The organism is Nesterenkonia sp. LB17, from assembly GCF_022565915.1.
In the GTDB taxonomy this organism is placed as follows: domain Bacteria; phylum Actinomycetota; class Actinomycetes; order Actinomycetales; family Micrococcaceae; genus Nesterenkonia.
Window position 1 is genome coordinate 1 of sequence record NZ_JAJOYX010000001.1, and the last position, 25721, is coordinate 25721.

Genomic DNA, 25721 nt, shown 5'->3' on the forward strand with positions numbered 1-25721 from the left:
CGCGTCGTCCTTGACCCCAGCGGCCTCCTGCGCCGCGGTGTCCTTCACGGCCCGGCCGGCGTCCTTGGCATCACCGGCCACGTCCTGGGCCGCACTCTTGGCCTGATCTGACTTGGCCTGATCTGACTTGGCCTGATCTGACCTGCCCTGCTCGGATGAGCCCTGATCTGATGTGCTCTGGTCTGATGTGCTCTGGCCAGTGCTGGGCCGGCTCGCGCTGGCCGGACCGGACCGGAACTGGTCGGTCGTGCCCGTGGTCTGTCGCGATGCGTGGGGTATGCCGGAGCGGGGGGTGACGTCGCCCGCGCTCTCCGGGAATTGGCGGTTCTGTGAAGTGTTGGTGGAGTCAGTCATGACTGCCTTTCGTTGTGATCTTCGACGAGGCGATGAGCGGGGTGGGGCTCAGACTGGGCGTACCTGGTGCCTCAGTGTGCAGCTTTGGCGCCGCGGATGTGATCATGGGTGCGATCGTTGTCGTCGCCCTCGATCTCCTTGGCCAACAGACCCGAGCCGATCGCCCAGATGGCTGCGCCGATCAGTCCCAGCCACACGCCGAGCTCGATGGAGAGGTTGTCACCGCGTTCCAGCGCTCCCATGGGTTCCATGGCGAAGGCCAGGCACTGCGCAGCAGCTGCGATGCCGACGGCCATCGAGACCAAGGTCAGACCGCGGTGTTGGCCGCGTCGAGCACGTCCGCGGGCAAGGAACAGGGCGACCAGCAGACCCACCCCCAGGTAGGCGATGAACGGAATCAGGGAGTCCGTCTCATAACCGCTGTAGGACTCGGAGTCTTCGGTGGTCACCCAGTCCAGGAACGGCGCGATGTTGAAGAGGAGCACGCCCACCACGGTGACGATCAGGCCGGTCGCGGCGGCGCGCCGCTGCTTGGGGGCCGGAGCATGATCGGTGCGATCGGTTTTGGGCCGGTTCGCAGCCGGAGTGTTGGGGCGGGATTCAGGGGTGTACGAGTTCTGCGTCATTGGGGATTCCTTCGTGTAGGGGGGGATTGAACCAGGGAAATCGTGGTGTCACGGCTCGCCGGACAAGCCGAGGTTCCAGTCGGGCATGTCTCCTCTGCTGGCCAGAGCGGCTAGCTCTTCCAGGACCGCCGGCCGGTGTTGTGCGCACCATTGGAAGACCGTGGTGGGTTCGAGAACACCGATGAGTTCTCCCTCGTCGCGGACCAGCAGGGGTCGGACTCCGTGAACCTGGAGCGTCGAGACATCGACGTCGAAGGAGTCTTCTGGGTGCAGAGAGGGAACGGGGATCTCGATCAAGTCCACACATCTCGTCGATGACGAGACCTCCGGGCTCAGCGGGCGAAGGGAGTCGCGGAGGTTCTGTTCGGTGCCGCTGACCAGCGGAATCACCGTGCGGCTTCGCGATGGAGCGCCCGGATCCAGCCCTACGTCTGCCTCGGTGAGTGTCATGAGACACCTGCCATGTCCGAGGACGTGGGGAGGATTGACGGGGGATGGTCCGCGTGCTTCTCGAACGGGGACGGCTCATGTCCGACGAAAGGGGCGTCCCGGCGCGGAGACGGCGAAGCTTGCTCGTCGCCTCGGGAAGGAAGCTGGATGCGGTCCTGGGTCAGACAACCATCAAGATCGATGGGGAGAGGACCGGGAAGAAGTTCGACGGCTATACCGGTACGTAGCGTGTGCTCCATCATTACCTAAACAGATCGGTAGGAGGAGTCCGCTACTTGAACTCTGCTCCGAGACTACGGGCTATTCCCTCAGAAGCAAACCGTTCGCAGCGACTGAAACTCGAAAGACCTCGCACAGACAGCTCGCGTGGAAACTCATCTCAGCGACAGAGAGGCGAGAGCGAACTGTGTGCTGCATGCGGCGATGGATCGGTGAGCTACGCTGTGGCCATAGCTCAAGAAGATGGGTTCTTGTTTCTTCAGACAAGGGTGCCCCATGGAGCACATTTCCCGAGTAGTCATCAGCACCTCCGGGCTGTCTGGACCGATCACCGTGGAGGTCGTGGGATGCCTGACCTTGGAAAGCTTCTCGGCAGCGTCTGCAGTCCTTGACCAGTTGCTGGCCGTCCGTTCGTTTCCGGATCTGATCGTCGACCTGCGGGGCACGGCGCATATCGAGCCCGTGGGGCTGGCGGCGTTGGAGATGTACTTCGCTGGCCACCGTGTTCCCCAAGGTCTTCCAGAGATATCTCTGGCGACACCGCGTTTTCCGCGGCCGTGCGTGGCCGATGAGTCTGCTGCCATGAGAACTCGGGACCCGCACTGGGACTCCCGCTCGCGCTCGGAACCGCGGTCTGAGAACACCTACGAACGGCGCCCGTTCCTTCGCTGGCGTTCATCGAAGAGTGCTGTTCTGCGCAGTCAAGAGGACCTTCGCCCCGTTTGAGTAAGCAAGAAGCATCCCGTAGCTGCTGACATGAGACCCGCAGCCCAGGGGCTGCCAGGTGGTCCATGGCGCATACTGCCCGTCGTTGGGAACATGTTCAGGTATCCGGACCAGCCAGAAGAAGCCTCATGGTTCTGCAGAACAAGCTCTGCGTACTACGCAACGCCCGAGAAGCCAGACGCCGTCTACGCCCGCAAACTCCAGGAAGTCATAGGTGGTCAGTACGGAGAGATCACCGTGGCCATGCAGTACAGCCTTCCAGGCATGAAACGCCCGCATTCCCGGAAAGTACCGGGACCTGCTATGGCTGACGGTTCGTGGGCCTCGGGACCCAGCCCGGACGGACTCGGTGAGTTCAGCTATGTGGAGACCCCGCCACCGAGGTGCCGAACATCGTGGAGAAGACGGCCGGTGCGGTGGCAGGACAAGCTGAGGAAGGAGTAGCCACGACCTGCTCACGCGAGGCGGGATCGCGCCATGGGTGGGGCCCCGCCTTGTGCGGACCGCACAGGTTGAAGGCGTATGGTTGCCCTCACGGAGGAGGGCCGTCGAGTGGTTGCAGGACAGGGCGCAGAGCAGCCGGATCGATTTCACAGTGGCGCAACAATGACCGCAGGTCAGGTGCGTCCGGTGAGTTCCGTGCCATTCCCACATCCACCCGTGAGCAGGACTCCACGCTCACGTGTGAAGCTCTCTTCGAGCCGGGGACTGGATCAAATCTTGTCGGTGTTGCGTTCTGCGCGCGTCACCGGTGCCGCCACAGGGAGATGATGATGCCAACCGAACTGCCACTGGACGAATTGTCGCTGGTGTTCGCCCGCGTCAATGGCATGTTGCTCAGTGAAGAAACCGTCGAACGCGCGGTTGAACTCCTCGCCCAGGCGGCGAAAAGCACTGTTCCGGGCGCGATCGGCGCCGGTGTGACGTTGATCAGCGATGCAGGGAGCAAGGAGAGCGCCGGCAGCACTGACCGGGTGGTCCGCGAGGCCGATGATCTCCAATACGTGACAGGGGAGGGCCCCTGCCTGAGTGCTTGGGCATCGCGCATGGTTGTCAACGTCCAAGACGTCCAGTCCGATCCCCGCTGGCCTGACTGGTCCGCGGCCGTCGTCGGGCTGCCAATTCGGTCCGTGCTCAGCGCGCCGCTGCAGCATCAGGAGATCGCCGTCGGCGCCATGAAGGTCTACTCCGCCGCGGACTCCGCCTTCACCTCGGAGACCGAACGGCTGTTGACGATGTTCGCCGTTCCGGCCGCTGCGCTCTTGTCTCATGTGCAGACCAAGGACCTTCCGGTGAAGCTCAGCGGATCCTTGCGGAACGCCATGGGCAGGCGCGACATGATCAATATCGGCAAAGGCATCCTCATGGCCCAATCCGGGTTCGACGAGGAAGCCGCGACCCTGCGCCTGATTCAGGTCGCCCGCGCCGAACGCATCACTGTGCTGGAGGTCGCCGAACACATCATCGCAGACGGCCAGCGCCAGGGCGGTAATCAGTTGTGAAGGATCCCAATCCACCGAAGCCTTCACGGCCTGAGGGCGACCTGCCCTCCGGTGGTTCGGGGGAGTCGCAGCGCCGAATCCTTGGCCGGGCGGTGCGCCATTCGGCGCTTCCACTGAAAGGGCTGTGGCTGCACTACTTCAGCATGGGCGGCACGGCCGGTGAGTACGAGCTCGATGCCTACATCAACGCCTCGTACTCGTTGCCTGATCTTCAGCAGGACATCTTGGCCCAGGCCGTGAACGAGATGATCGACATGCTCCCGCCGCCGCCCCGGGCGTCATACAGCGATGACACGGACGACGGCGGCCCGCCGACGAAAGAACTTCAGGGGTAAGACATCATGCAGAGCGTAGAAGAAATTCGGACGCAGGCGAACACAGAACAGGGACAGCCTTCCGCGCACGACCAAGGAAGCTCTGCCGGGGCGCATCAGCTGGCCTCACAGCTCGGCGATCTGGCCCGATCCCTCAACCAGGAGAGTCCGGAGGCTGTTCTCGAGCTCGTGGTGGCCGCCGCCATCGAACTCATCCCCGGCGTCGAAGAGGCCTCTCTGAGCATCGTCACCGGGCGCAAGGAGGTCGAGACGGTGGCTCCCTCCAGCGAGCTGCTCAGACGATTGGACGATCTGCAGGTGGAATTGACCGAAGGTCCTTGCCTCGAGGCGATCTACTCGGAACGAACCATCCGCGTGCGTGACATGGCGACCGAGACCCGGTGGCCCAGCTTTGCTGAGAAGGCGACCGAAGCCGGAGTGGGCAGCATGTTGGCCTTCCAGCTCTTCGTGGTGGGAGACAACCTGGGCGCGCTGAACCTCTACTCCAGTCAGGTCGACGCGTTCGACGATGACTCTGAGCATGTCGGGCTGATCGTCGCCTCACATGCCGCGGTTGCCCTCGCCGACGCCCAGCAGGTCAGCCAGCTCCACGAGGCGGTGCAGAGCCGGGACGTGATCGGACAGGCCAAGGGAATCCTGATGGAGCGCTACAAGATCACTGGACATCAGGCCTTTCTGCTGCTGGCCAAGGCCAGTCAGCACACCAACAAGAAGCTGCAGGTCCTTGCCGAAGACCTGGTCAACAGCGGAGAACTTACCGGCGGCAAGACCTGAGCGGAAGCGCAAGATGGGGAGCTTCGACTCGCCTGCTTGACCCCGGCTGCGCTCCGGGATGTCGAGAGATCGACATCCCGGAGTCGCTGGACGCGGTATTCGCCAGGGGGTTCCGTCGTTCTCCTTTGAACGGCAGGGGTCACCCCTGAAGCGAATCAGTTCTTGATGTAGCCGTTGGGATTGAGCACGAACTTCTTCGCCGCGCCTGCGTCGAACTCTGCGTATGCAGCCGGCGCCTCATCAAGTGGTATCGCAGTGGCGCTGACGGCCTTGGCGATCTGCACCTTCTCTTGAAGGATCGCCTGCATGAGGTGACGGTTGTACTTCATCACCGGGCACTGACCGGTGGCGAAGGACAGGGACTTGGCCCAGCCCAATCCCAGACGGATCGAGAGGGATCCTACTTGGGCTGCCTCGTCGACTCCGCCTGGATCTCCGGTGACGTACAGGCCGGGAATTCCGAGCGCGCCGCCCGCTTCGGTGAGGTCCATCAGCGAGTTCAAGACGGTTGCAGGTGCCTCCTGTGCTGAACCAGCGCCGTGTCCACGGGCCTCGAAGCCGACTGCGTCAACGCCGCACTCGACCTCCGGCACCCCGAGGATCTGCTCGATCTGGTCGCGGGGATCGCCCTTGGAGACATCGACGGTTTCGCACCCGAAGGAACGGGCTTGAGCCAATCGCTCCTCATTGAGGTCACCGACTATCACCGCACCTGCGCCCAGCAGCTGTGCACCGACGGCAGCGGCCAGTCCGACGGGGCCAGCACCGGCGATGTACACGGTAGATCCGGGTCCGACACCGGCAGAGTAGGCGCCGTGGAAGCCGGTCGGAAAGATGTCCGAGAGCATGGTCAGATCAAGGATCTTCTCCAATGCCTGGTCCCGGTCTGGGAATTTCAGCAGGTTCCAATCGGCATAGGGCGTCAGCACATACTCCGCCTGCCCTCCGACCCACCCTCCCATGTCCACGTATCCGTAGGCGCTGCCAGGGCGGTCTGGATTCACATTGAGACAGATTCCGGTCTTGCGTTCCTTGCAGTTGCGGCACCGCCCACAGGAGATGTTGAACGGCACTGAGACGATGTCGCCGACCTTGATGAATTCAACATCAGGGCCTACCTCCACCACTTCACCGGTGATCTCATGTCCGAGAACGAGCCCCGCGGGGGCGGTGGTCCGGCCTCGCACCATGTGCTGGTCGGAGCCACAGATATTCGTGGCCACTGTCCGGAGGATGGCGCCGTGCGGAACTTTGCGTCCGATGTTGGCGGGATTGACGCCTGGCCCGTCCTTGAGCTCGAACTCGGGATAAGGAGTATCTACGACCTCCACCACACCCGGACTCTTGTACGCGATTGCACTGTTTGCAGACATTGCTATCCTCTCGTTGGACCATGGCGGGTGGGTTCCGCCACATGCATCAAGTCTCTATTTGGGCGTGATTCTTCTCAATGACCCTTGAGGTTGGTTACACCTCTACCTTCGGGTAGGTCACATCAGTAGTATTCGGAATATGGAACGCGTCACATTTTCCGACGATCTGCTCCACCGGCTCTTCGAAGTTCTCGGCTCGCCGCTCGGCTCGATCGCTCGCGGGCTCTCTGAGCTGCTGGGCCCGCTGGTGTCGCACTCAGCATTGGTCATGTTCACCGCCGACATCAGTGGCGGCCGTTCTCAGTATTCTGGCGATCCGGCTGTTCACCGCGGTGTGCGTGGACTGGACCTTGATCAGATCCGGAGAACGATCGGCAGTGTCGAGGGCGTCCACCAGACCACGCTGCGGGTCGGGGATGATGAGCGCTCGACACTGCAGGTTCTGGCCCGCAACGGTGCGCTCTTGGTGATCACTGATCCAGGCCCGGTGTCTGATGTCGAGCGGCTGCTGGACATCTGGAACATCGTCTCTCTGCATGTGCAGGAGCGCGCAGACGAAGCCGCGCCGGACTATCTCCGCCATGCACGGTCGACTGCGGGGGTCCGTCTCCAGGCGCTGAGTGAGATCAGAGACGAGTACTCGGCGATTTTGGACAGCATCCTTGTTCCGCTCAGATCAGGACAGCTTTCTGATGCCTCAGCTCGAGACGCTGCCATTGCCCGATCCGCCGCAGGACTGACTCGACTTCACACCATGACCGGGCAGGCACGCACCGTGGCAGAGGAGCCGGTGGCCAGGTCCTTCGCGCGTCTGAAAGAAGAACTTTGGTCCGCCGCGCGCTACTGGCACGTTGAACTCGAGTTCATAGAACCGCCTGAGGGTGACCACCTGGTCCCCGATGACATCGCTCGTGGAGCCAGGGCCGTGGTCCATCGAGTCATTCTCAGCCGGATGGAGAGTTCTGAGATCAGCCGTGTGCGCGTGCAGTGGGACTGCGACGGCACCGATCTCATCGTCAATGTTCGCGATGATGGCGATGGCGGGACCGCCGATGCAGATACCTTGCTGCAGATTGCTCAGCAGCGCGTCCATGCACTCAGGGGGCAGATTTCGGTGAATTCGACATCAGGTTGGGGTGCAGAGCTCAAGGTGGTCCTTCCGCTGGATCCTCCCCCGGTTCTGCCGTCCACGGCAGCGATCGCCGCTCTCCGGCCACGGGAGATGCAAGTCGCGAACCTTCTGGCATCAGGAAGCAGGAATCGTGCCATCGCTGATGAGCTGGGGATCAGCGAGAACACGGTGAAGTTTCACATCTCCCGGATCCTGCACACGTTGAAGGCCGACTCCCGCGCGGAGGCCATCGCCGCGCTCCTGGCTGAGCAACGGGCCTGAGGAACCCATAGATCGAGGAGTTCGCTCGTTCGAGATTTCGCCTTGGACTATTCCGCCAGCGCCTCATCAAGGATCTGCGCCTGGGGCAGCGAGAAATGATCCTCTCCCTCCGGGTACTCGGACCTCACCTGCTGGAACCCCTGCTGGCGATACCAGGCGGAGCCTTTCTGGGCGGCCGTCACTGCGTCGAAGGGTGCGTAAGCCACAGAGCCGTCATCCAATGTGCCCGTCACCCAGATCAATTCAAGGGACTCCCGCTGCGCCGATGTGGGTTCTGCGACGGCGGCCTGTGGAGCTCCTCCGCCGCCGATCATCACGGCGCCCCCGGTCACAGCTTCAGGGGTCCGGGGGAGCACGCCATAGGTGATCATCTCAGCGCCCCCCGAGTACCCCATCCACCAGACGCGCCCGGCGTCGACGGCGTAGGGCTCCAGCACGCGTTCGTTGAGCAGATCGCGCAGCCAGGGAAGGTTCGTTGAGATGTCGTTCCACCAGGTCACTTCGCCTTGCACATCCGGGGTGAGCGGTGCCAGCAACATCATATTGTGCGATGCCGCGACGGCGGCGAGACAGTTCAGCAGCCCGTCGGGGTCCTGATTTTCGGCCCCGCCGTCGCCATGGAGTCTGACCACCACGCCTACCGGCTCGTCGAAATTCACACCCCTGGTGTATAGGTGGTAGCTGCTGGTCGAATAGCCCGAGGTGAACTCGCGACCGAGCTGCACAGAGTCCACTGCATCCCCAGACTCGCCGCCGCTGACGGGATCGGGGTTCGCCCGCGGGTCGGGTGGCGCGATCCCGTGTGCTTCACATCTGGCAGGGGATTCCTCAGCAGCCTCCGTGTCCTCCTCTTCACCCAAGAGCATGGTCAGCATGAAGAACCCGAAGAGCACGGCGAGCACGGCTACCCCCATTCCGGACAACAATGCCCAACGCTTCGTCATAGCTGCATTCCTCGTGGTTGCACCGGGCGTCGGCTCCGAAGGTTCTTCGGAGACGCCGGACGGTAGATCTGATGGGGTTCGTGCATCGGCCTGAGTGGCTTCTGCGACGAGTGTATGAGATGCAGGGCGGCAGTTGAGCGCATGCGCAGGAGGGGCACGGTGTCCACTGATGAAAGCGCTGCTCAGGGCAGGCGGGGGAGTCTCGGTTCGAACAGCCATGCGTGCAGCAGTGACCGTATCGGCTGGCCAGAGACTCGCTCGGCGTGGTCGAGAAAACCAGCGGTGGACACCGTGCGGTATCGATTCTCCGCCGTCCACGAGCGCAGCACCCGGAAGAACACGTCGTCCCCCGTGAGGGAACGCAGGGCGTGCAGCGTGAGCGCACCGCGCATGTAGACACGGTCGTCGAACATGCCCGGTCCGCCGGGATCAGCGAGCACGATGTTCTGCGGCAGGGTCGCCAGTCGATCGTGCGCTTCGCGCGCGTGGGTGTCGATGCCGCGCTGGCCGGAGTCCTCCGACCACAGCCACTCCGCGTAGGTCGCGAAGCCTTCGTTGAGCCAGATGTCAGCCCATCGATGCGGGGTCACCGAATTGCCGAACCATTGGTGAGCGAGCTCGTGGGCGACCAGGCGCTCCCTGTTCCAACCCGCCCTGAGATGATTCGAGCCGAGTATCGACAGCGGCTGGGATTCCAGCGGCATCTCCAGCGCCTCGTCGGTCACGACGACCGTGTAGGAGCCGAAGGGGTATTCCCCGAAACGCCGCTCGAAGACCGTCATCATCGCGTGCTGCTTGCCCAGAGAGTCCTGCGCCTGCTTCCACAGATGATCCCCGCAGGCCAGCCACAGGGGCACTCGTGCGGGCGCGTGTCCGGCGGGTGAGATCCGGTCGCGTCGATACGCACCGATCTGCACCGTCGCGAGGTAGGTGGCCAGCGGGTGTGCGGATTCCCAGGTCCATGCCGTTCGGCTGCCATGCCGGGTCACCTCCAGCAGCTCGCCGTTGCTGATCGCCGTGTAGTCCGAATCGACCAGAACTGTGCAGCGGTAGGTGGCCTTGTGGCTGGGGTGGTCGTTGCACGGAAACCAGGTGGCCGCTCCATTCGGCTGGCCGGCCACCAGCACGCCGTCGGAGAGCTCCTCCCATCCGACGTCGCCCCAGGCGCCGCGCTGTGGTCGGGGTTTTCCGGCATAGCGCACGTCGATGATGATCGGCTCATCCGCGACGAAGTGTGAGTGCAGCACCAGCTTGGCGCGAGTCTGCTTGAACCGGGTCTTGGTGTCATTGAGCAGCACCTGGCTGACCTTCAGCCCGCACAGATCAAGTTCGATGGTGGACGCCTCGGCGAGCACCCGGCCGTGGAGCACTGCTCGGCCGGTGAGTCGGTTCGGCCGGATCTCGTAGTCCAGATCGAGGTCGTAGTGGTCGATCTGGAGATCAGTCGATCCAGAGGTCGGAGTATAGGAGTCGAGCTGGCTCATGGGAGAAACACGCGTCCTTCTGCAAGATCGTCAGATTTCGGTTCGCGACCCTCGTGCGCAGCGAAACGGTGTGAGAATGAGCTGATTCGATCAGGTTCAGTGTTCACCGCGAGTCAGGGTTTCGGGAGGTGGTTCGGTGGAGTGGACGTATCGTTTCGGCAGCGAGGTGGACTCGGTCGTCCGCGCCCTGGTTGCCGAAACCTATGGTGTCGAGCCGGCACGGGTGGAACTGCCCCGTAGGCGTGGAGCACCGGAGGCCAGGATCGAGGGGCAGCGGATAGAGGTCTCCAGGTCCCGCTCGCAGGGATATGTCGCGGCGGCCTGTGCCGGTCCAAGTGAGAAGTTCTCCTTGGGGATCGACATCGAGGCGGTGAGGCCATTTCTGGCTTCGGCGACAGAGCCACGCCGTTTTGCGGAGGTGGTGCTGGCGCCGGAGGAGATCCGGTGGTTCCGCGCGACCAGACGTGTCGCTGAGGCGCAGCGACTGTCCTGGCTGTTGCGAACCTGGGTGCGCAAGGAGGCGGTGCTGAAGTCGTTGCATACGGGCTTCGACACCAGCCGCGGCGGCATGCCGCCCACTGCCGTGGTGCTGAACGAGCCCTGGGAAGCCCCCGCGTGTCTCAGCCACGCCCTGGTGACGTTGACCGACCTGCCCACCCGGGACGACGTCGGGGACTCTGGGCCCGTGATGCTGGCTCTGGCCCAGAACACAGGCCCGGTCAGGCGCCCGCGCCGGTGAATCCTCGGGCGGAAGACGGCCCGATCCGACGATGCTACCTGCGTCGGCCCTCGGAGGACCGCCCGGGCTCGGCGGCGTCACCGGGCGTTCCGGCGCTGTCGCACTTGCGCCGCCATCGTTCCTTCACGTCCTCGGGCAGATCTTCCCATGGCTCAGCCTCCGACATCATCAGACCGGCAAGCATCTTCCTTCGTTCGTCGTACAAGGATTTGCCCGCCTCGTCCCGGTTACTGCGCACGTACCCCTCCAGCACCGTGGAAAACAAAAGACAAGAAGGCGTGCGCATATGGCAACGCCTGATTCTCGGAGACAGTCTAGTGGACCGAGAACTGCAGGCGTCTCTGCGTCGCTATCCCGGTGTCCTTCCCCGCAGCCGAGTCTCGACCCGGCCCCGCACGATCCGGGCGGCCGTCGAGACCCCCCGCTCCAGCGGGCCCGGCCCCTTGAAGTGCAGCCAGACTACGGCGAACGCGATGGCCGCCATCGTCTGGACGATGAGCGAGACCCAGGGCGCGTCCGCAAGGAATCCGGTGGCCAGCAGGAGCAGATGCGCGCAGTACAGCGTCAACGTCATGCCTCCGATCGCCGCCAACGGGTGCAACATCCGCCTCGCCGATCGAGCGATCAGCAGCATGGCTCCGAGCACCGCCACCGCGATGCCGAGTGAATGGAACACCTCGAACGGCGTCGATGTATAGGGGGCCAGAACAGTCAGCCACCACCATGTCGTCGTCGGAAGGTCCGGGGGCGGACCCCAGGTGAGGAACTCAGTCATCTCCCGTGCTGACCACGGGGTCGCCGCGAGCAGCCGTTCCCGGCCTCCCAGCGGTCCCTGGAGCAGCGATGAGGTCAACCAGGCGCCGACGGCGACCAGTGTGCCGGTGAGGAACAGTCGAAGCCCGGTGCGCCGGTTCCTCAGGTCCAGGCGACCGATAGCCAGACCTGCGCATACGTACGCCATCCACGGGATCACCGGGAAGCTGCCGGTGAACAGCACGACGCTGACGAACGTGATCGGCTCGGTGAGAAGGGTGGTGAAGGTGGGATCGTAGCCGTCGAGGTTCGGCAGGGCGTTCTGCGTCAGATGGACCATGACCGGACCCAGCACCGCGATGCCGACTGCGACGCCCACCAGTGCCCTGACGGAGAGCCGGAGCAGCGGGATGGCCAGGAGGAACATGACGCCGTAGTAGACCAGGATGATGGATGCCGGCGGATCGACGTAGGCGATCAACAGTCCAAGGACGGCGATCAGCGCCGCCCGGACGCCCAGCGCCGCCCGGGAGGCGGTCAGCGCGGGGCCGTGCGGCGGACGAGTGCCGCCCGTCATGAATGCCAGAGCCAAGCCTGCCAGCAGGGCGAAGAGCGTGGCCGACACACCTGAGAATGCAGTCCAGATGAAGGTCGGCTCATCGTTGTCCGTCCAGGATGGAAGGATGTGGATGGCCATCATGCTGATCAGCGCAAGGCCTCGCGCTGCATCGACCCCGATCAGACGACGTCTGCGCGTGTCCCCGGGTGCGGATGTCTGCGGCGAAGTGCCGGAGACGGAAGCTCTGAGGACACCCTTCACGGCAGCCGCAGGCTCAGAACAGGTCGCGACTGACCGGACTGCGACACCGTGGCCTCGGCTGACACCAAAGGTCGGCTCGGCATCGATCGATCCGGGATGCCGGATGCCGTCAGGTCCTGAGACAGCTGCTCCCGCTGCGCTTCGTCGAGCTCCACCAGGGGCATCCGCACCGGACCGGCGGGCAGCCCCCGCATCGCCAACGCCGCCTTGACCGAAGCGGCTGCGGGCGAGCGGAACATGCCCTCATAGATGGCGAGCAGCTGGCGGTGGATTCCGGCAGCCTGTGCCGTCCTTCCCTGCTGGTGGCAGCGGTGCAGGTGGCGCAGCAGATCCGCGGCGACGTGCCCGACTACTGAGACGAAACCCGTCGCCCCGATCGAAAGCAGCGGCAGGTTCAACACATCATCGCCTGAGTAGTAGGCGAGATCGGTGTGCCTCATGACCCAGGAGCTCGAGGCCAGATCACCCTTGGCATCCTTGACCGCGACGATCTGCGGGTGTTCCGCGGCCGCGACGAGAGTCTCCCGGCGGATCTCAACGCCGGTGCGCTTCGGGATGTCATAGAGCATGACGGGCAGCGAGGTGCTGTCCGCGATGGCCGTGAAATGCCGCAGCAGGCCCGCTTGGTCGGGACGGCAGTAATAGGGCGCGACCACCATCAGTCCATCGGCGCCGGCCGCCGCGGCAGCCTGGGCCAGCTCGATGCTGTGCTGGGTGTCTGCCACCCCGACTCCTGCGATCACTGTCGCCGTGCCGCCGACCGCGGCGGACACCGTCCTGATGATGGCTGTCTTCTCGGCGTCGGTGGTGGTGATCGACTCGCCGGTGGTGCCGTTGACGACGAGTCCGTCGTTCCAGCCGTCACGGGTGAGCCAGCGGGCCAGGTCTCTGACCCCTTCGAAGTCCAGCTGCCCGGATTTGTCGAAGGGTGTCACCATGGCCGTCATCACTGTGCCGAACTGGGGTGTGATCCGAAACCTGAAGTCTTGTGCCGAGTCCATTGTGTCTCCTTCTTCTGGGTTCTCAACCTTGTGCCGTCTCAACGGAGCGTTTCGGCGGTTTCGAAAGACTTTCGGGTGTCTGCAGCGTCGTGGGTCCGCCGAATGGGGTTGCCGTTCCACGTGGTTGATGCAGGGATGCTCTCCGAACGCATCACCAGTGAGCCGGCGCCGACGATCGCATGCGCCCCCAGGGAGCTGCCGGGGAGCACGATGCTGTTCGCCCCGAGCGAGGAGCCCTCCTCGAGATGGACCCGATCCAGCCGCATGATGCGGTCATGGAAGAGGTGTGTCTGCAGGACGGTCCCGCGATTGACCGATGCGCCTTTGTCGAGCTGGATCAGATCGAACTCGGGCAGCCACCAGGTTTCGCACCAGACTCCTCGACCGATTCGCGCTCCCATGGCGCGCAGCCAGAGGTTCAGCAGCGGGGTGCCCAGGCTCATTCGGATGAGCCCCGGCACGGCGAGGGCTTCGGAGAAGCAGTCGGCCAGCTCGTTGCGCCAGACGAACGAGCTCCACAACGGGCGTTCGGATGCTTTGAACCGACCGACGAGCAGCCACTTGGCGGTCACCGCGATCAGCGCGGCGACGATCCCGCTTGCCAGCAGCACGGGCCCTGAGAGCAGCACTGCGAGCCCGAATCCGTAGTTGGTGTACACCATGGCGAGCACCCAGACCGTGACCAGCGCCAGCCATGCGGTGATGAACATCGGCAATATGCGGCACAGTTCGATCGTTGCCCGGGCGACCTTGAGCCTGCGGGGCGGATTGAAGGTCAGTGATGTGTCGACCTCCTCCACGGCTCGCGGCAGCTCGATCGGAGGGTTGCCCAGCCACAGGGAGTTCAGCGGCATGTCCTTCGGTGCCGAAGACAGCACGGCGACGAGTGAGTTGGAGGGCATTCTCTGGTTCGGACCGAGGATCGCCGAATTGCCCAGGAAGGCCTTCTGGCCGACGCTGCCGCTTTCGAGTTTCAGCCAGCCGCGACGAACGTACTTGGAGGAGGCCAGCGAATGGTCGGCCAGGAAGGACTTGTCACCGACGCTGGTCAGATGTGGGATGGCCTCAACGGTGGCCGCCTCGACGTCCTTCCCCACGTGGGCACCGAGCAGGCGAAGCCAGACGGGGGTGAGCATGCTGCTGTAGAGCGGATACATGTTGGTCAGCGATTTCGACATCAGCTGACCGGACATCCAGGCGGCCCACGCGGGAACACTGTGCACCGAATAGGTGCCGCGAGGCATCAGTCGGCCCATCAGCCGGACGGAACCCGCCAGCAGGCCGAGGTATGCAATCACCGAGATGATGATGAACACCGGTGTCCAAGCGGCGAGCGTCCACAGCGCAGGGACCAGTGATTCGTAGTCTGAGATCAGGTAGAGCATGAGTGCCGCTCCGGGCAGAGATGCCAGCAGCCCCAGCAGCCCCAGCAGGACGAGCCCGAGCGGGTACAGCAGATCGATGCCGCGGGAGCGGTGCTCCTTGGCCTCCTCAGTGTCCGGCCAGTCCTGTCCGGAGACGCCGACCAGTTCCAGCGGGGAACCCGCCCAGTGCTCATTCGCCGGGACCATGCCGGTGACCACGCTGGCGGGGGCGATCTCTGCGTTGTCACCGATCACTGCCCCGCCGAGCAGGGTCGACCTGGTGCCCACGCGGGCGTCCTGGCCGATTCGGACCACGCCGATGTGCAGCTCGTCGCCCTCCAGCCAGTGGCCGGCAAGGTCGACGTCGTGTTCGATGGAGGCGCCGGACTCAATCGCGGCGAGGCCGGTGACCGGCGGGAGCGCGTCCAGGTGGACGTCCTTGCCGACCCCGGAACCCATGGCGCGGGCAAATGCCGGGGCGAAAGGAGTCCCCATCAGCCCGTCCAACTGGCAGAAGGTCATGATCCGTTCCGCGGCCCAGAGACGGACGTGTATCTGCCCGCCTCGCGGGTAGATGCCCGGTCTGACCTTGAAAAGCAGCAAGCGGGCAGAGCCGATCGCGGCCACCGCCCTGGCGGGCAGGCTGAACAGGACCAGCCAGGCGATCAGTGTCGGCACCAGCGGCGGGTTCGGGACCCAGGGTGTTTCACCGATCTGGAAGAGCACCAGGCAGACGATCGCGATGCCGGTCACGTAGCGAAGGCCAGTGATGCTGTAGAGGCCCGCGATCAGCGGCATCTGCAGGAAGCCGGTCCATCGTGGCGTGGGACGAGTCGTGCGTTCCACGGCGCTTGCCGGATCCAGCTGTCGAAGGTGTGAGGACATCGCGGAAAGTGTGGGATGAGCGTAGAGGTCAGCGATAGAGACGTCCGGGTAGCGCTTGCGCAGCGTCGAGACGAGCTGTGCTGCGGTCAGGCTCGATCCGCCCATGGCGAAGAAGTCGCTGTCCGCGCTCAGCGGGACCGGTCCCAGCAGGCTGGTCCACTTCTCTGCCAGCCAGACGAAGTCGGTGTGCAGCGCGGTGGCTGCGGCTGCTGCGCTCGGGTCGGCGGGCAGGGGCCAGGGCAGCGCCTTGCGATCGACCTTGCCGGAGGTCTTCACCGGCAGTTCATCGATCACCGCGAGTGCGGGGATGAGCCGCCCTGGCAGCTGCTCGCTGAGCTGGGCGCGGGCCTCGACAAGGTCGATGGTTCGGCCCGCTGCCGGCACAAGGTATCCCGCGAGGATGCCATTGCCGTCCGGGCTGCTCTGCACCGCGCTGGCACCCGCGGCAACGTTCGGCAGGTGACTGAGGGCCTCATCAACCTCGCCCAGCTCAACACGCTGACCTGCAAGCTTGACCTGATCATCAGACCTGCCCACGAACATCAGCCCCTCGATCTCGGCTCGGACCAGATCGCCGCTGCGGTAGGCCCGAGGCCAGCCGAGCGTCGTCATCGGAGCGTACTTCTCGGCATCCTTCTGCGGGTCCAGGTAGCGTCCCAGCCCGACCCCGCTGATCACCAGTTCTCCGACTTCGCCCCAGGCGACAGGCTGATCCTCGGCATCCACCACGGCCAGCTGCCAGCCCGGAAGGGGGAGGCCGATGCGCACCGGCATGGACTCGTTGACCAGAGCGGCGGTGGAGACCACGGTGGCCTCGGTTGGGCCGTAGGTGTTCCAGACCTCCCGGCCGGAGGTGGCCAGGCGGGCCACAAGCTCCGGAGGGCAGGCCTCGCCTCCAAAGATCAGAAGTCGTATGTCTTTCAGGAACTTCGCCGGCCACAGCGCAGCCAGCGTCGGAACGGTCGACACGACAGTGATGCCGCGTTCAGTCAGCCAGGGCCCGAGGTCTTCGCCGGAGCGGACGACGTCGCGTGGTGCAGGCACCAGGCAGGCTCCGTAGCGCCAGGCCAGCCACATCTCCTCGCAGGAGGCGTCGAAGCTGACGGAAAGGCCTCCCAGTACTCGATCGCCGGGTCCAAGCGGTGAATCGACGCAGTACACAGAGGCCTCGGCATCCACGAACGCCGCCGCCGAGCGGTGCGAGATGGCGACGCCCTTGGGCTTGCCGGTGGAGCCGGAGGTGAAGATGATCCAGGCATCGTCATCGCCGGTGGGAGGACGATCCGCTCCACGCGGGGGTGACTCGGGCCTGAGGCGAACATTCAGTCCAGATTCCACCACGGCGGTGACGTCGGCCTCTGTCCACACCAGCCTGGCGCGATCCTCCGGTTCGTCGTGGTCCACCGGAACGTAGGCGGCGCCGCGGATGAGGGCCGCAAGAATGGCGATGTAGAGGTCCGCAGTTCCTGACGGCACCCGGATGCCTACGCGGTCACCCGTGCCGATGCCGGATTCCCTCATGGTCAGCGCCACCGATTCGATGCGGCCCAGGAGATCCATGTAGGTCAGCGCGACGACACCGTCGTCGATTGCGATTGCATCGGGATAGTTGTCCACGGTGTGGAAGAAGATGTCCAACAGGGTGCGCGGAGCGGGCACAGTCCCGCCGGAGTACACGGCGGTCGACGGCGCGAAATTGCCTCTGTACTTGGAGGAGCCTGCCGGAGCGGTCAGTGCCAGGACCTCATGGGGTGTCTCTTCTCGGCGGACTGGGACTGAGGAAGTCTTGAGTGCAAGGTCCGGGGCCAGCGAGGGGAGGGCCTTCGGCGAGCCTTCGTATAGAACCATGAATCACCTTTTCGGATGGAAATGTCAGCGTCTCTTCGGTATCAGGGCGCGACCGATGGTTTCCGGTCCGTATGGCGGAACGGTTGTGAATAGGGATACGGGAGCATCCGTCGCAACGTTCAATGAAGTTTCAAAAAGACTGCGCACATGGATGCAGGGGGAGGTCGTGCCCACAGGGTCAAATTGGTGGACAGGGCTGACGATGTCTTGGGTCACGGCGCACGGCGAAGGGTGCAGCTCGACAGTGACTTGTTGCTCAGGGCGCGCGTCCCGGTTCATGTGTGGATCGCGTCCGGAACGCCGATGTGATGCGAATGCCAGCGTTCTGTAGAAGGGCAATCAAGCTCCTCGCCCGCGGCGCAGGGGGGGGGGGGCAGGGGAGCAGGCGGGGCGCACGAGACGCTCTGCCGACAATGTGAGTTCAACCACATCTTGTGGAAACCAGGACTCCCCGGCTATTCTGCTAGAGGCTTCAGTACTTAAGGACCGTCCCCGGGTCACTTCCTTGCACCGGACGCGCTCGGGGACCAGGAAGGTGAGTTCTTATGCCTATCTCCCCAACCGTTCCACGCAGCACCGCTGGGAAGATGGTTTCCACCACGGCGCAGCCCCCTCGTGAGCCTGATTCGCCCTCGCTGACCCCTCTGGTACAGCGGCCTTCGGCGCTGGTGAGGGTGTTTGAGTCAGGCGTGAGAATCGCACCTCCATCTGGACGTCGCCAGCTCATCACGCGGACCTTTTCATTCGATGGCAGCTCATCCGTATTCCGGAGCCCTGGCTCGCGAGGGGGTGTCTTCGATGGACCCCGAGGATGACAAGCCCTTCGATGTACGGGAAGCCTTTGCCGAACACGGAGGAGCCCTCTTCTCCTTCGCCCTCAACGCGCTGGGTGACCGAGCCGAGGCGGAGGACTGCGTGCAGGAAGCGTTCATCCGAGCCTGGCGGAACCGAGAGCGATACAGCAGCTCGCGCGGCTCGGTGCGGACCTGGCTGTTCGCCATCGTGCGGAACCTCGTCATCGACTGCCTCCGGGCGCGCGCCCGGCGCCCGGCGCCCTCGGACGCGGAGAAGATCGAATGGGCGAGCGAGCCGGTGACGGAAGACCTGCTCATCGTGGAGCGGCTCGTCCTGTATGAGTCCCTGGCCACCCTCACCTTCGAGCACCGGGAGGTCATTGCCGCTGTTCAACTGGACGGCGTAGGCTATCAAGAGCTTTCGGAACAGACGGGGGTTCCGGTCGCGACCTTACGGACGCGGATGTACTACGGGCTCAGATCACTGCGGACGGCACTGGGGGGGAATGCTCACGATGGGGGAGATTCCTTCGCGGCGGGAGGAGCTTATCGCCGGGGCGCTGACGGGCGATCTCAGTGACACTGAGTGGCAGGAGTTCGACCAGGCCCGGGCGGCAGACCCGTCGATCGACGTGGAGCTCGCGGAGCTTCGCGCAACGGCCGCTCGTCTTGATGCGGCGAACGTGACCTGGCAGGAGGAGGCCCCACCTCCAGGCCTTGAGGAACGGATCCGCAGATCAACCTTCGAAGCTGACCGAGATTCAGACGGCGAAGATGGACGGTCGAGGTCGTACTCGCCGTCCTGATGCATGGCTGACGCCAGCCTCGTGTTTCATGGCCGATGGCGGCGTGATGCGAAGGCTGTTGAGCAACCCGAGATACCAGGCTGACCTGCGTAGATGATGATCGCCGGCTCAAGGTCTCTGCGCCCGATCCTCCACGTGGGGGATCAGGCGCCGTCGTCGTCCAAGCAGGTCTAGCGGTACCGCGTCAGTTCAGCTCGACCACCACGGGGGCGTGGTCGGAGGCGCCCTTGCCCTTGCGCTCCTCGCGGTCGATCGAGGCAGAGGTGACACGCTCGGTCAGGGCGGGTGAGCCGAGCACGAAGTCGATGCGCATGCCTTCCTTCTTCGGGAAGCGCAGCTTGGTGTAGTCCCAGTAGGTGTAGACCCCGGGGCCTGGGGTGTGCGGCCGCACGACCTCGGTGTAGCCGCTGTCCAGGAACCCCTGGAACGCCTCGCGCTCGGGGGCGGAGACGTGGGTCAGGCCCTGCTCGCGGAAGAAGTCGATGTCCCAGACATCCTCGTCCTGCGGGGCGATGTTGAAGTCGCCCATCAGCGCGATCTGGGCCTTGGGGTCCTCGCCCAGCCAGGACTCGGCGTGCTCGTTGAGCTGTCGCAGCCAGGCCAGCTTATAGCTCATGTGCTCGTCCTCCAGGGAGCGCCCGTTGGGCACGTAGAGGCTCCAGATGCGCACTCCGCCACAGGTGGCGGCGATGGCGCGGGCTTCCTGGATCGGGTCCTTGCCGCCCTTGCCGAAGACCGGCTGGTCCTGGAAGGTCCGCTCCACGTCCTTCATGCCGACCCGGGAGGCGATGGCGACGCCGTTCCACTGGCTGAGTCCGAAGTGGGCGACGTCGTAGCCGTTGGCCTCGAAGAGCTCCCAGGGGAAGTTCTCGTCCTTGCACTTGGTCTCCTGGATCGCCAGGACGTCCACCTCTGATCGATCCAGCCAGGCCTCGACCCGGTCGGCTCGAGCTCGCATCGAGTTCACATTCCATGTCGCAATCCGCATGGCCCAAAACTACCAGCGGCGCACTGATGCTCCCTGCGAGGTGCTCAGCCGTGGCGCCACCAGTCATCCTGGATGGACACCGGGACGGTGCGCTTGTGCCGGGTGCGCAGGTAGTGCTCTTCGAGGACCGCGGCCTCGCTGTCCGGGATCGCACGACCCTCGAGGTAGTCATCGATGTGGTCGTAGCTGATCCCGAGCTCGGTCTCATCGAGCTGACCGGGCTTGTCATCGAGCAGATCCGCGGTAGGCGCCTTGGACCAGAGCATCTCGGAGGCGCCGAGGTGCTTCAGCAGCTGCCGGACCTGGCGCTTGTTCAAGGTGAAGAGCGGCAGCACATCTGCGCCGCCGTCGCCGTACTTCGTGAAGAAGCCGGTGATGGATTCGGACCCGTGATCGGTGCCGGCGACCAGCAGGTTGTTCTCGCCGCCGATGGCGTACTGCACGGTCATCCGCAGCCGGGCCTTCACATTGCCGCGGTGATAATCCTGCATGGGGCGGCCCAGGGCCTCGTCGAAAGCGGCGTTCACTCCGGTCACGGCCTTCTCGATGTTGAAGGTGTGTGTCTGGTCTGGGGCGATGAAGTCCAGGGCGGCATCGGCGTCGTCGGCGTCGTGCTGAACACCGTGGGGCAGCCGCACCGCGTGGAACTCGGCCTCGTGGCCTTCCTCGCGCAGCTTCACCACCGCGAGCTGGCAGAGCTTGCCCGCCAGCGAGGAATCCACTCCGCCGGAGATGCCCAGCACGAAGCCCTTGGCCTTCGCGGTCTTGGCGTATTCCACCAGGAAGTCCACGCGCCGGCTGACCTCCTCTGCGGGATCGATCTCGGGCTTGACGCCCATCTCTTCCACAATGTCTGTCTGTAGCTCACGCATGATCCGAGTCTACTCAGGAGCAGGTTTCGGTCAGGTCACTGGAGCCTGTGTGTCCGCTGCACCGGGGCGCAGGCGCAGCAGGAGATCGACGCCGAGGCGGAGGCCGGCGGGGCAGCGAGTCGTGCGCAACCCTCCGGCGCTGAACCCTCCGGCCCGGGACCCTCCGGCCTGGCGGCTTCGAGAAGACCGTAGAAGGACCTTCCCGGGTGCGCGAGGCATGGCTGTCGAGATGGGCGGCTCGGTACGCTGAGGCGACACCACCCCGCAGGGCGAAGGGGGAACACTCTGATGGCACCAGAAGAGGCATCCGAACCCGTGGTCCTGGGAAGACGGGAGCGGTCCAAGGCTGACTTCGGGGCCCGTTATCAACGCTGGGACAAGGCCACGGAGCTGCCGATGGCGATCGTGGCGCTGGCCTTCCTCGTCGTGTATGCCTATCTGGTGCTCGCGAACACCAGGCCCACCGATGTCTCCTGGCCGCCGATCTTCCTCATCGGAGTCTGGGTCGTCTTCGCTCTGCACTACGTGATCAGCCTGGTGCTGGTGCGGAATCGAGGACGCTGGTTCGTCACCCACCTGCATGAACTCGCGATGGCGGCGCTCCCCTTCCTCCGTCCGCTTCAGCTGCTCCGTCTGGTCAAGGTGGTCGCGGTGATGCATCGGACGATGGGCTCTGCGCTGCGCGGAAAGGTGTCGGTCTACGTCGCCGGCGTCTCGGGGATGTTGGTGCTGGTGGCCGCGCTGGGAGTCCTCGATGCGGAGCAGAACGCCGAGGGCGCCAACATCACCAGCTTCTCAGATGCGCTCTGGTGGGCCTTCGTCACCATCAGCTCGGTCGGCTACGGCGACTACTATCCAGTCACCGGTCTGGGGAGGCTCATCGCGATAGGCCTCATGATCGCCGGCATCGCGCTCATCGGTTCGATCACCGCCACGATCGCCTCGTGGTTCGTGGAGCGGATCACCGAGGCCCAGCGCCAGGTCACCACCGGCCAGGAGAGCGGACCGGGCGGCCCGGCCGGACCGGGCGGCGGGGCTCGACCGAATCCCAAGGAGGCCGAGCCGCAGCCGGGCCCATAGCTAGGATGGTCACATGACTGAGACCGCCGCCGGAACCCCGCAGCCCGCCGACCATGCCGCCGATCGCCAGCGCCTCCAAGAACTCATCAGCGAGCTCGCCGTGGTGCGCGGCAAGGTCACTCTGTCTTCAGGCAAGGAAGCCGATTATTACATCGACCTGCGTCGGATCACCCTCCAGCATGAGGCCGCCCCGCTGGTCGGGCGGGTCATCCGGATGCTTCTCGCCGAAGCTGGCATCGACTACGTCGCCGCGGGCGGGCTGACCATGGGCGCGGACCCGGTGGGCACCGCCGTGATGCACGCTGCCGCGCAGGACGGTACCGCCACGGACGCCTTCGTGGTGCGCAAGGCGCAGAAGTCCCACGGCATGGGCCGCCAGGTCGAGGGCCCCAGCGTGGACGGAAAGAAGGTCGTCGTCCTGGAAGACACCTCCACCACCGGAGGCTCCGCGCTGACCGCCGTCGAGGCCGTGCGTGGCGCCGGCGGGATCGTGCAGGCGGTGGCGGTGATCGTCGATCGCGACACCGGCGCCAAGGAGCACATCGAAGCCACGGCCGGCGTGCCCTACCTGTTCGCGTACTCCAAGAACGACCTCGGACTGGACTGAGCCGGGCTGACCCCGGCCCGGCGCAGTCCGCGACACTGATCAGGTGCACCCCTCCAAACGGGCGGTCCTCCTCGGGCTGTGCCTCACCCAGATCACCTCCTGGGGGGTGCTCTTCTACGCGTTCCCGGTGCTGCAGCCGCGCATCGCTGCTGACACCGGCTGGTCCGCCACGGCGCTGACCGCGGCCTTCTCTGCAGCGCTGGTGATCTCTGGACTGCTCGGGATTCCACTTGGACGGGTGCTGGACCGACGCGGTCCCAGGCTGATCATGACCATGGGTGCGGCGCTCGCAGTCCCGGGGCTGCTGGCAGTGGCCGCCGCGCCGTCGTACTGGGTGTTCCTGCTGGGCTGGCTTCTCCTCGGCGTCGCGATGTCCGGGACGCTCTACCCGCCCGCCTTCGCAGCGCTGACCCGGTGGTACGGACGGCGGCGGATCTTCGCGCTGACCATGGTCACCCTCGCCGGCGGCCTGGCGAGCACGGTGTTCGCGCCGGTCACGGAGGCGCTGGCCACCCAGCTGAGCTGGCGAGAGACCTACGTGGTGCTGGCGGTGGTGCTCGGTGTGCTGGTGGTCCCGGTGCACGCGGTGGTGCTGAGCCGGCCCTGGCCGAAGGAGCAGACAGGTGAGTCCGCCGACGTCGTCCCGGGTGCCGCCGACGCTGCCGCCGCCCCCGTCAGCGCCACCGCTGCGGAGCTCCCGCCCCAGCCATCTCCGCGGGACTACGCCGCCACGATCATGCGCAGCCGCCCCTACATCCTGCTGGTGACCGGTATGGCACTGGGTGCGGTGGCGATGTATGCCGGGCTGATCAACCTGGTGCCGATGCTGGTGGAGCGCGGGGTCTCCCCGATGGTGGCCGCCTGGGTGCTCGGCCTCGGTGGGGTGGGGCAGGTCATCGGCCGCATCTTCTATGCCCGGCTGGATCGCGGGACCAGCGTGCGGCAGCGCAGCGTGCTCATCTACGCGCTGCTCGCCCTCACCACGGCGGCTCTGGCCTGGAACATCACCGCCGCGGTGCTGTTGATCATGATCTCGATGGCGGCCGGCGTCGCGCGCGGGATCGTCACGCTGCTTCAGGCCACCGCGGTCACCGACCGGTGGGGGATCAGGGATTACGGCCGCCTCTCAGGGGTGCTCAACGGGCCGATGATGCTCGCCGTGGCGGTCGCGCCCTTCGTGGGCGCGATCCTGGCCGACTGGCTGGGCAGCTACGAGGCGATGTTCGGCGTCCTGGCGGGACTGGCGGTGCTCGGCCTGGGTGCGATCGCGGCCAGCATCCCCGCGCAGGCGTCCCGCGGCTGAATCACGGATCGCCCTCTTCGACCCGTGTCCCCTCCCGCCCGCCATCTACTGTGCAATATGAGGGGAAATGGGGGCCGAAACGGAGGCAGAATTCCCTCAAATCGCCCAGTAGATGTGGCGGTGTGGAAAACCAGAGGGTTGTTCGGGGACTTTGGGCACACTGACCCCATGTACCCGCTGCCGCAGGAGCTCACCGGAGGGGCATTCACCGCGGCCGAGGCCCTGCGCAAGGGTGTCCCGCGAGAGCGACTGCGGCGCAAAGACGTGGTGGCGCTCGGGGCAGGCGTCTACGCAGTGCAGACGCTCGCAGATGCACGCACCCCACTGGAAACGCTCCAGCTCAAAGCGGCCGCACTCCTTCGCGAGCGCCCAGACGCGTGGATCTCCCACTCGAGCGCCGCACAGATCCATCGGCTATGGCTTCCCGGCGGGCCCTTGACGGATCAGCGCCTGCACCTCTCTCATCCACTGGAACCAGGCCTTTGGACTCGCCGACGGGGTGTCTGCGGACACCGGGTATCGCTGCGGCCCCAGGACATCACCACGCGTGAGGGCCTCCGGCTCAGCACCCCAGCGAGGACCTGGCTCGACGTCGCCAGGGTCTGCAGCGTGCGGGAGCTGATCATCATGGGAGACCTGCTCGTGCGCCACCCGTACCCGCGGTTCGACGCCCGAACCACCCCGCACACCACCATCGATGAACTGCGAGACCTCCTCCAGGCAACCCCTGGAGCAGCGGGACGACGACGCTGCCTCACGGCCCTGACCTGGATTCGGGTGGGCTCTGATTCCGTGCAGGAGACGCTGCTTCGACTCGCGCTGATCCGGGCGGGACTGCCTGAACCTGAGCTGCAGGTACCCGCGCAGCCGGGATTTCGCTGGTCTCCCCGCGCGGATCTGGGCTACCCGGCCCTGAAGGTCGCGATCCAATACGAGGGTGACACCCATTTCACACCGCAGCAGCAGCGCGCGGATCAGCGACGCGACAACGTCTTTCTCACGGAGGGCTGGCGGGTGCTGCGGTTCAATGCAGAAGACTCCCGGGAAGGGTTCCAGCGGGCCGTGACGCAGGTTCGCGCGGCGCTCGCGGGAGGCTGAGCCGATGCGCGCCGGGTCTGCACCCGCAGCAGCAGCCCCCGACCTAGCTCCCCAGTGAGCGCTGCATCAGCACGGTGCTCAGCGTCTGCCCGCGCTTGACCCCGACATCGGCCAACCGCCCCACCTGGGTGAACCCGAGTTTCAGGTGCAGCGCGTAGGAGGCGCGGGTGGAGACGTCGTCGGTGAGCACCGCGATCACCTGCCGGTGCCCGGCGGCCTCGCACCGGGCCAGCAGCTCGGTGAGCAGCGCCCGCCCGACCCCACGGCCCTCCGCCCCGGGACGCAGATAGATCGTGTCCTCCACGGTGTACCGATAGGCGGATTTCCGCCGCCAGTGCCCGGCGTAGGCGAACCCGAGAACGACCCCGTCCTGCTCCGCAAGGAGGAACGGATGATTCGCCGCGCGCTTCTCCTCCAGGCTCTCAGCCCAAGCCGCCAGGCTCAGCGGCTCCTCGCTGAAGGTGGTGACGGTGTGGTGGGCGTAGTGGGTCTGGATCTCCACCACCGCGGGCAGATCGGGCAGCTCTGCATCGCGGATCCGCACCGGGGAGGCGGGGGATGCGAGGGCGTCGGCATCAGGCAT

Annotated in this window: 24 protein-coding genes and 1 pseudogene; 12 read left to right on the top strand and 13 right to left on the bottom strand. The window is 65.2% G+C overall.

Annotation, left to right across the window (positions count from 1 at the left end; translation table 11 throughout):
* The 3 genes from LTH96_RS00005 to LTH96_RS00015 all read right to left on the bottom strand — a co-directional run.
* Positions 1-354 (bottom strand): hypothetical protein (locus LTH96_RS00005; protein WP_241463566.1); only part of this gene is annotated, 354 nt, incomplete at its 3' end.
* Between the two features lie 71 nt (positions 355-425).
* Positions 426-980 carry a hypothetical protein gene (locus LTH96_RS00010; protein ID WP_241463567.1) on the bottom strand — a complete coding sequence of 185 codons (555 nt, stop codon included), beginning with the start codon at positions 978-980 and terminating at the stop codon, positions 426-428.
* A gap of 48 nt (positions 981-1028) precedes the next feature.
* The gene (locus LTH96_RS00015; protein WP_241463568.1) at positions 1029-1430 is read right to left on the bottom strand and encodes a hypothetical protein; all 402 of its coding nucleotides are present in this window, start codon (positions 1428-1430) and stop codon (positions 1029-1031) included.
* A 495-nt stretch (positions 1431-1925) separates the two neighbouring features.
* On the opposite strand from LTH96_RS00015, the gene LTH96_RS00020 reads away from it, so the two are divergent.
* The 5 genes and pseudogenes from LTH96_RS00020 to LTH96_RS00040 all read left to right on the top strand — a co-directional run bounded on the left by LTH96_RS00020 (position 1926) and on the right by LTH96_RS00040 (position 4986).
* Positions 1926-2375, top strand: a complete 450-nt coding sequence (locus tag LTH96_RS00020) for a hypothetical protein (RefSeq protein ID WP_241463569.1) — start codon at positions 1926-1928, stop codon at positions 2373-2375.
* A 159-nt stretch (positions 2376-2534) separates the two neighbouring features.
* Positions 2535-2682 (top strand): annotated as a pseudogene (locus LTH96_RS13105) (manganese catalase family protein); the annotation flags it as partial.
* Between the two features lie 460 nt (positions 2683-3142).
* Positions 3143-3877: a GAF and ANTAR domain-containing protein gene (locus LTH96_RS00030; protein WP_241463570.1), complete on the top strand. Its 735-nt coding sequence runs from the start codon at positions 3143-3145 to the stop codon at positions 3875-3877.
* Positions 3874-4212, top strand: coding sequence for a hypothetical protein (locus LTH96_RS00035; RefSeq protein ID WP_241463571.1), 339 nt, complete (start codon positions 3874-3876; stop codon positions 4210-4212). Before LTH96_RS00030 ends, LTH96_RS00035 begins: the two co-directional genes overlap by 4 nt.
* A gap of 6 nt (positions 4213-4218) precedes the next feature.
* Positions 4219-4986, top strand: coding sequence for a GAF and ANTAR domain-containing protein (locus tag LTH96_RS00040; RefSeq protein WP_241463572.1), 768 nt, complete (start codon positions 4219-4221; stop codon positions 4984-4986).
* Between the two features lie 155 nt (positions 4987-5141).
* Here LTH96_RS00040 and fdhA read toward each other — a convergent pair whose 3' ends face one another.
* The gene (gene fdhA / locus LTH96_RS00045; RefSeq protein WP_241463573.1) at positions 5142-6359 is read right to left on the bottom strand and encodes a formaldehyde dehydrogenase, glutathione-independent; all 1218 of its coding nucleotides are present in this window, start codon (positions 6357-6359) and stop codon (positions 5142-5144) included.
* A gap of 139 nt (positions 6360-6498) precedes the next feature.
* Between fdhA and LTH96_RS00050 the strand changes: the two genes are divergently transcribed.
* On the top strand, positions 6499-7752 hold the full coding sequence (locus LTH96_RS00050) for a LuxR C-terminal-related transcriptional regulator (RefSeq protein WP_241463574.1): 1254 nt from the start codon (positions 6499-6501) through the stop codon (positions 7750-7752).
* Between the two features lie 47 nt (positions 7753-7799).
* Here LTH96_RS00050 and LTH96_RS00055 read toward each other — a convergent pair whose 3' ends face one another.
* Positions 7800-8696 (bottom strand): hypothetical protein, encoded by an 897-nt coding sequence (locus LTH96_RS00055; protein ID WP_241463575.1) that lies wholly within the window; start codon positions 8694-8696, stop codon positions 7800-7802.
* 182 nt (positions 8697-8878) lie between these two features.
* Entirely contained in the window at positions 8879-10180 is a 1302-nt protein-coding gene (locus LTH96_RS00060) for a M1 family metallopeptidase (RefSeq protein WP_241463576.1), read from the bottom strand.
* A gap of 136 nt (positions 10181-10316) precedes the next feature.
* On the opposite strand from LTH96_RS00060, the gene LTH96_RS13110 reads away from it, so the two are divergent.
* Positions 10317-10919: a 4'-phosphopantetheinyl transferase superfamily protein gene (locus LTH96_RS13110; RefSeq protein WP_241463577.1), complete on the top strand. Its 603-nt coding sequence runs from the start codon at positions 10317-10319 to the stop codon at positions 10917-10919.
* 34 nt (positions 10920-10953) lie between these two features.
* On the opposite strand, the gene LTH96_RS00070 is transcribed toward LTH96_RS13110, so the two are convergent.
* The 4 genes from LTH96_RS00070 to LTH96_RS00085 form a co-directional block, all read right to left on the bottom strand.
* Positions 10954-11205, bottom strand: coding sequence for a hypothetical protein (locus LTH96_RS00070; protein ID WP_241463578.1), 252 nt, complete (start codon positions 11203-11205; stop codon positions 10954-10956).
* A 63-nt stretch (positions 11206-11268) separates the two neighbouring features.
* A complete protein-coding gene (locus LTH96_RS00075) occupies positions 11269-12372 on the bottom strand; it encodes a heparan-alpha-glucosaminide N-acetyltransferase domain-containing protein (RefSeq protein WP_241463579.1) in 1104 nt (367 codons plus the stop codon).
* 116 nt (positions 12373-12488) lie between these two features.
* Positions 12489-13493: a 4-hydroxy-tetrahydrodipicolinate synthase gene (dapA, locus tag LTH96_RS00080; RefSeq protein WP_241463580.1), complete on the bottom strand. Its 1005-nt coding sequence runs from the start codon at positions 13491-13493 to the stop codon at positions 12489-12491.
* Between the two features lie 38 nt (positions 13494-13531).
* Entirely contained in the window at positions 13532-17590 is a 4059-nt protein-coding gene (locus tag LTH96_RS00085) for a Pls/PosA family non-ribosomal peptide synthetase (RefSeq protein WP_241463581.1), read from the bottom strand.
* 747 nt (positions 17591-18337) lie between these two features.
* Here LTH96_RS00085 and LTH96_RS00090 point away from each other — a divergent pair.
* A complete protein-coding gene (locus LTH96_RS00090) occupies positions 18338-18964 on the top strand; it encodes a sigma-70 family RNA polymerase sigma factor (RefSeq protein ID WP_241463582.1) in 627 nt (208 codons plus the stop codon).
* Between the two features lie 410 nt (positions 18965-19374).
* Here LTH96_RS00090 and LTH96_RS00095 read toward each other — a convergent pair whose 3' ends face one another.
* Both LTH96_RS00095 and nadE read right to left on the bottom strand, forming a co-directional pair.
* On the bottom strand, positions 19375-20178 hold the full coding sequence (locus LTH96_RS00095) for an exodeoxyribonuclease III (RefSeq protein WP_241463583.1): 804 nt from the start codon (positions 20176-20178) through the stop codon (positions 19375-19377).
* A gap of 44 nt (positions 20179-20222) precedes the next feature.
* The gene (gene nadE / locus LTH96_RS00100) at positions 20223-21050 is read right to left on the bottom strand and encodes an ammonia-dependent NAD(+) synthetase (protein WP_241463584.1); all 828 of its coding nucleotides are present in this window, start codon (positions 21048-21050) and stop codon (positions 20223-20225) included.
* Between the two features lie 288 nt (positions 21051-21338).
* Between nadE and LTH96_RS00105 the strand changes: the two genes are divergently transcribed.
* The 4 genes from LTH96_RS00105 (at position 21339) to LTH96_RS00120 (ending at position 25138) form a co-directional block, all read left to right on the top strand.
* Positions 21339-22130, top strand: coding sequence for a potassium channel family protein (locus LTH96_RS00105; protein ID WP_241463585.1), 792 nt, complete (start codon positions 21339-21341; stop codon positions 22128-22130).
* Between the two features lie 13 nt (positions 22131-22143).
* Positions 22144-22737: an orotate phosphoribosyltransferase gene (gene pyrE, locus LTH96_RS00110; RefSeq protein WP_241463586.1), complete on the top strand. Its 594-nt coding sequence runs from the start codon at positions 22144-22146 to the stop codon at positions 22735-22737.
* Positions 22738-22780: 43 nt separating this feature from the next.
* Complete coding sequence (locus tag LTH96_RS00115; protein ID WP_241463587.1) at positions 22781-24040, top strand: MFS transporter; 1260 nt, start codon at positions 22781-22783, stop codon at positions 24038-24040.
* Between the two features lie 168 nt (positions 24041-24208).
* Positions 24209-25138 (top strand): endonuclease domain-containing protein, encoded by a 930-nt coding sequence (locus LTH96_RS00120; protein WP_241463588.1) that lies wholly within the window; start codon positions 24209-24211, stop codon positions 25136-25138.
* 43 nt (positions 25139-25181) lie between these two features.
* Here the strand turns inward: LTH96_RS00120 and LTH96_RS00125 are convergent, their stop codons facing one another.
* The gene (locus LTH96_RS00125) at positions 25182-25721 is read right to left on the bottom strand and encodes a GNAT family N-acetyltransferase (protein WP_241463589.1); all 540 of its coding nucleotides are present in this window, start codon (positions 25719-25721) and stop codon (positions 25182-25184) included.

Bases quoted from the DNA above. Each gene is read 5' to 3' on its own strand.
- LTH96_RS00010 (WP_241463567.1), bottom strand. From the start codon at position 980: ATGACGCAGAACTCGTACACCCCTGAATCCCGCCCCAACACTCCGGCT.
- LTH96_RS00015 (WP_241463568.1), bottom strand. From the start codon at position 1,430: ATGACACTCACCGAGGCAGACGTAGGGCTGGATCCGGGCGCTCCATCG.
- LTH96_RS00020 (WP_241463569.1), top strand. From the start codon at position 1,926: ATGGAGCACATTTCCCGAGTAGTCATCAGCACCTCCGGGCTGTCTGGA.
- LTH96_RS00030 (WP_241463570.1), top strand. From the start codon at position 3,143: ATGATGATGCCAACCGAACTGCCACTGGACGAATTGTCGCTGGTGTTC.
- LTH96_RS00040 (WP_241463572.1), top strand. From the start codon at position 4,219: ATGCAGAGCGTAGAAGAAATTCGGACGCAGGCGAACACAGAACAGGGA.
- fdhA (WP_241463573.1), bottom strand. From the start codon at position 6,359: ATGTCTGCAAACAGTGCAATCGCGTACAAGAGTCCGGGTGTGGTGGAG.
- LTH96_RS00050 (WP_241463574.1), top strand. From the start codon at position 6,499: ATGGAACGCGTCACATTTTCCGACGATCTGCTCCACCGGCTCTTCGAA.
- LTH96_RS00055 (WP_241463575.1), bottom strand. From the start codon at position 8,696: ATGACGAAGCGTTGGGCATTGTTGTCCGGAATGGGGGTAGCCGTGCTC.
- LTH96_RS00060 (WP_241463576.1), bottom strand. From the start codon at position 10,180: ATGAGCCAGCTCGACTCCTATACTCCGACCTCTGGATCGACTGATCTC.
- LTH96_RS00070 (WP_241463578.1), bottom strand. From the start codon at position 11,205: ATGCGCACGCCTTCTTGTCTTTTGTTTTCCACGGTGCTGGAGGGGTAC.
- LTH96_RS00075 (WP_241463579.1), bottom strand. From the start codon at position 12,372: ATGATGGCCATCCACATCCTTCCATCCTGGACGGACAACGATGAGCCG.
- dapA (WP_241463580.1), bottom strand. From the start codon at position 13,493: ATGGACTCGGCACAAGACTTCAGGTTTCGGATCACACCCCAGTTCGGC.
- LTH96_RS00085 (WP_241463581.1), bottom strand. From the start codon at position 17,590: ATGGTTCTATACGAAGGCTCGCCGAAGGCCCTCCCCTCGCTGGCCCCG.
- LTH96_RS00090 (WP_241463582.1), top strand. From the start codon at position 18,338: ATGGCAGCTCATCCGTATTCCGGAGCCCTGGCTCGCGAGGGGGTGTCT.
- LTH96_RS00095 (WP_241463583.1), bottom strand. From the start codon at position 20,178: ATGCGGATTGCGACATGGAATGTGAACTCGATGCGAGCTCGAGCCGAC.
- nadE (WP_241463584.1), bottom strand. From the start codon at position 21,050: ATGCGTGAGCTACAGACAGACATTGTGGAAGAGATGGGCGTCAAGCCC.
- LTH96_RS00105 (WP_241463585.1), top strand. From the start codon at position 21,339: ATGGCACCAGAAGAGGCATCCGAACCCGTGGTCCTGGGAAGACGGGAG.
- pyrE (WP_241463586.1), top strand. From the start codon at position 22,144: ATGACTGAGACCGCCGCCGGAACCCCGCAGCCCGCCGACCATGCCGCC.
- LTH96_RS00120 (WP_241463588.1), top strand. From the start codon at position 24,209: ATGTACCCGCTGCCGCAGGAGCTCACCGGAGGGGCATTCACCGCGGCC.
- LTH96_RS00125 (WP_241463589.1), bottom strand. From the start codon at position 25,721: ATGCCTGATGCCGACGCCCTCGCATCCCCCGCCTCCCCGGTGCGGATC.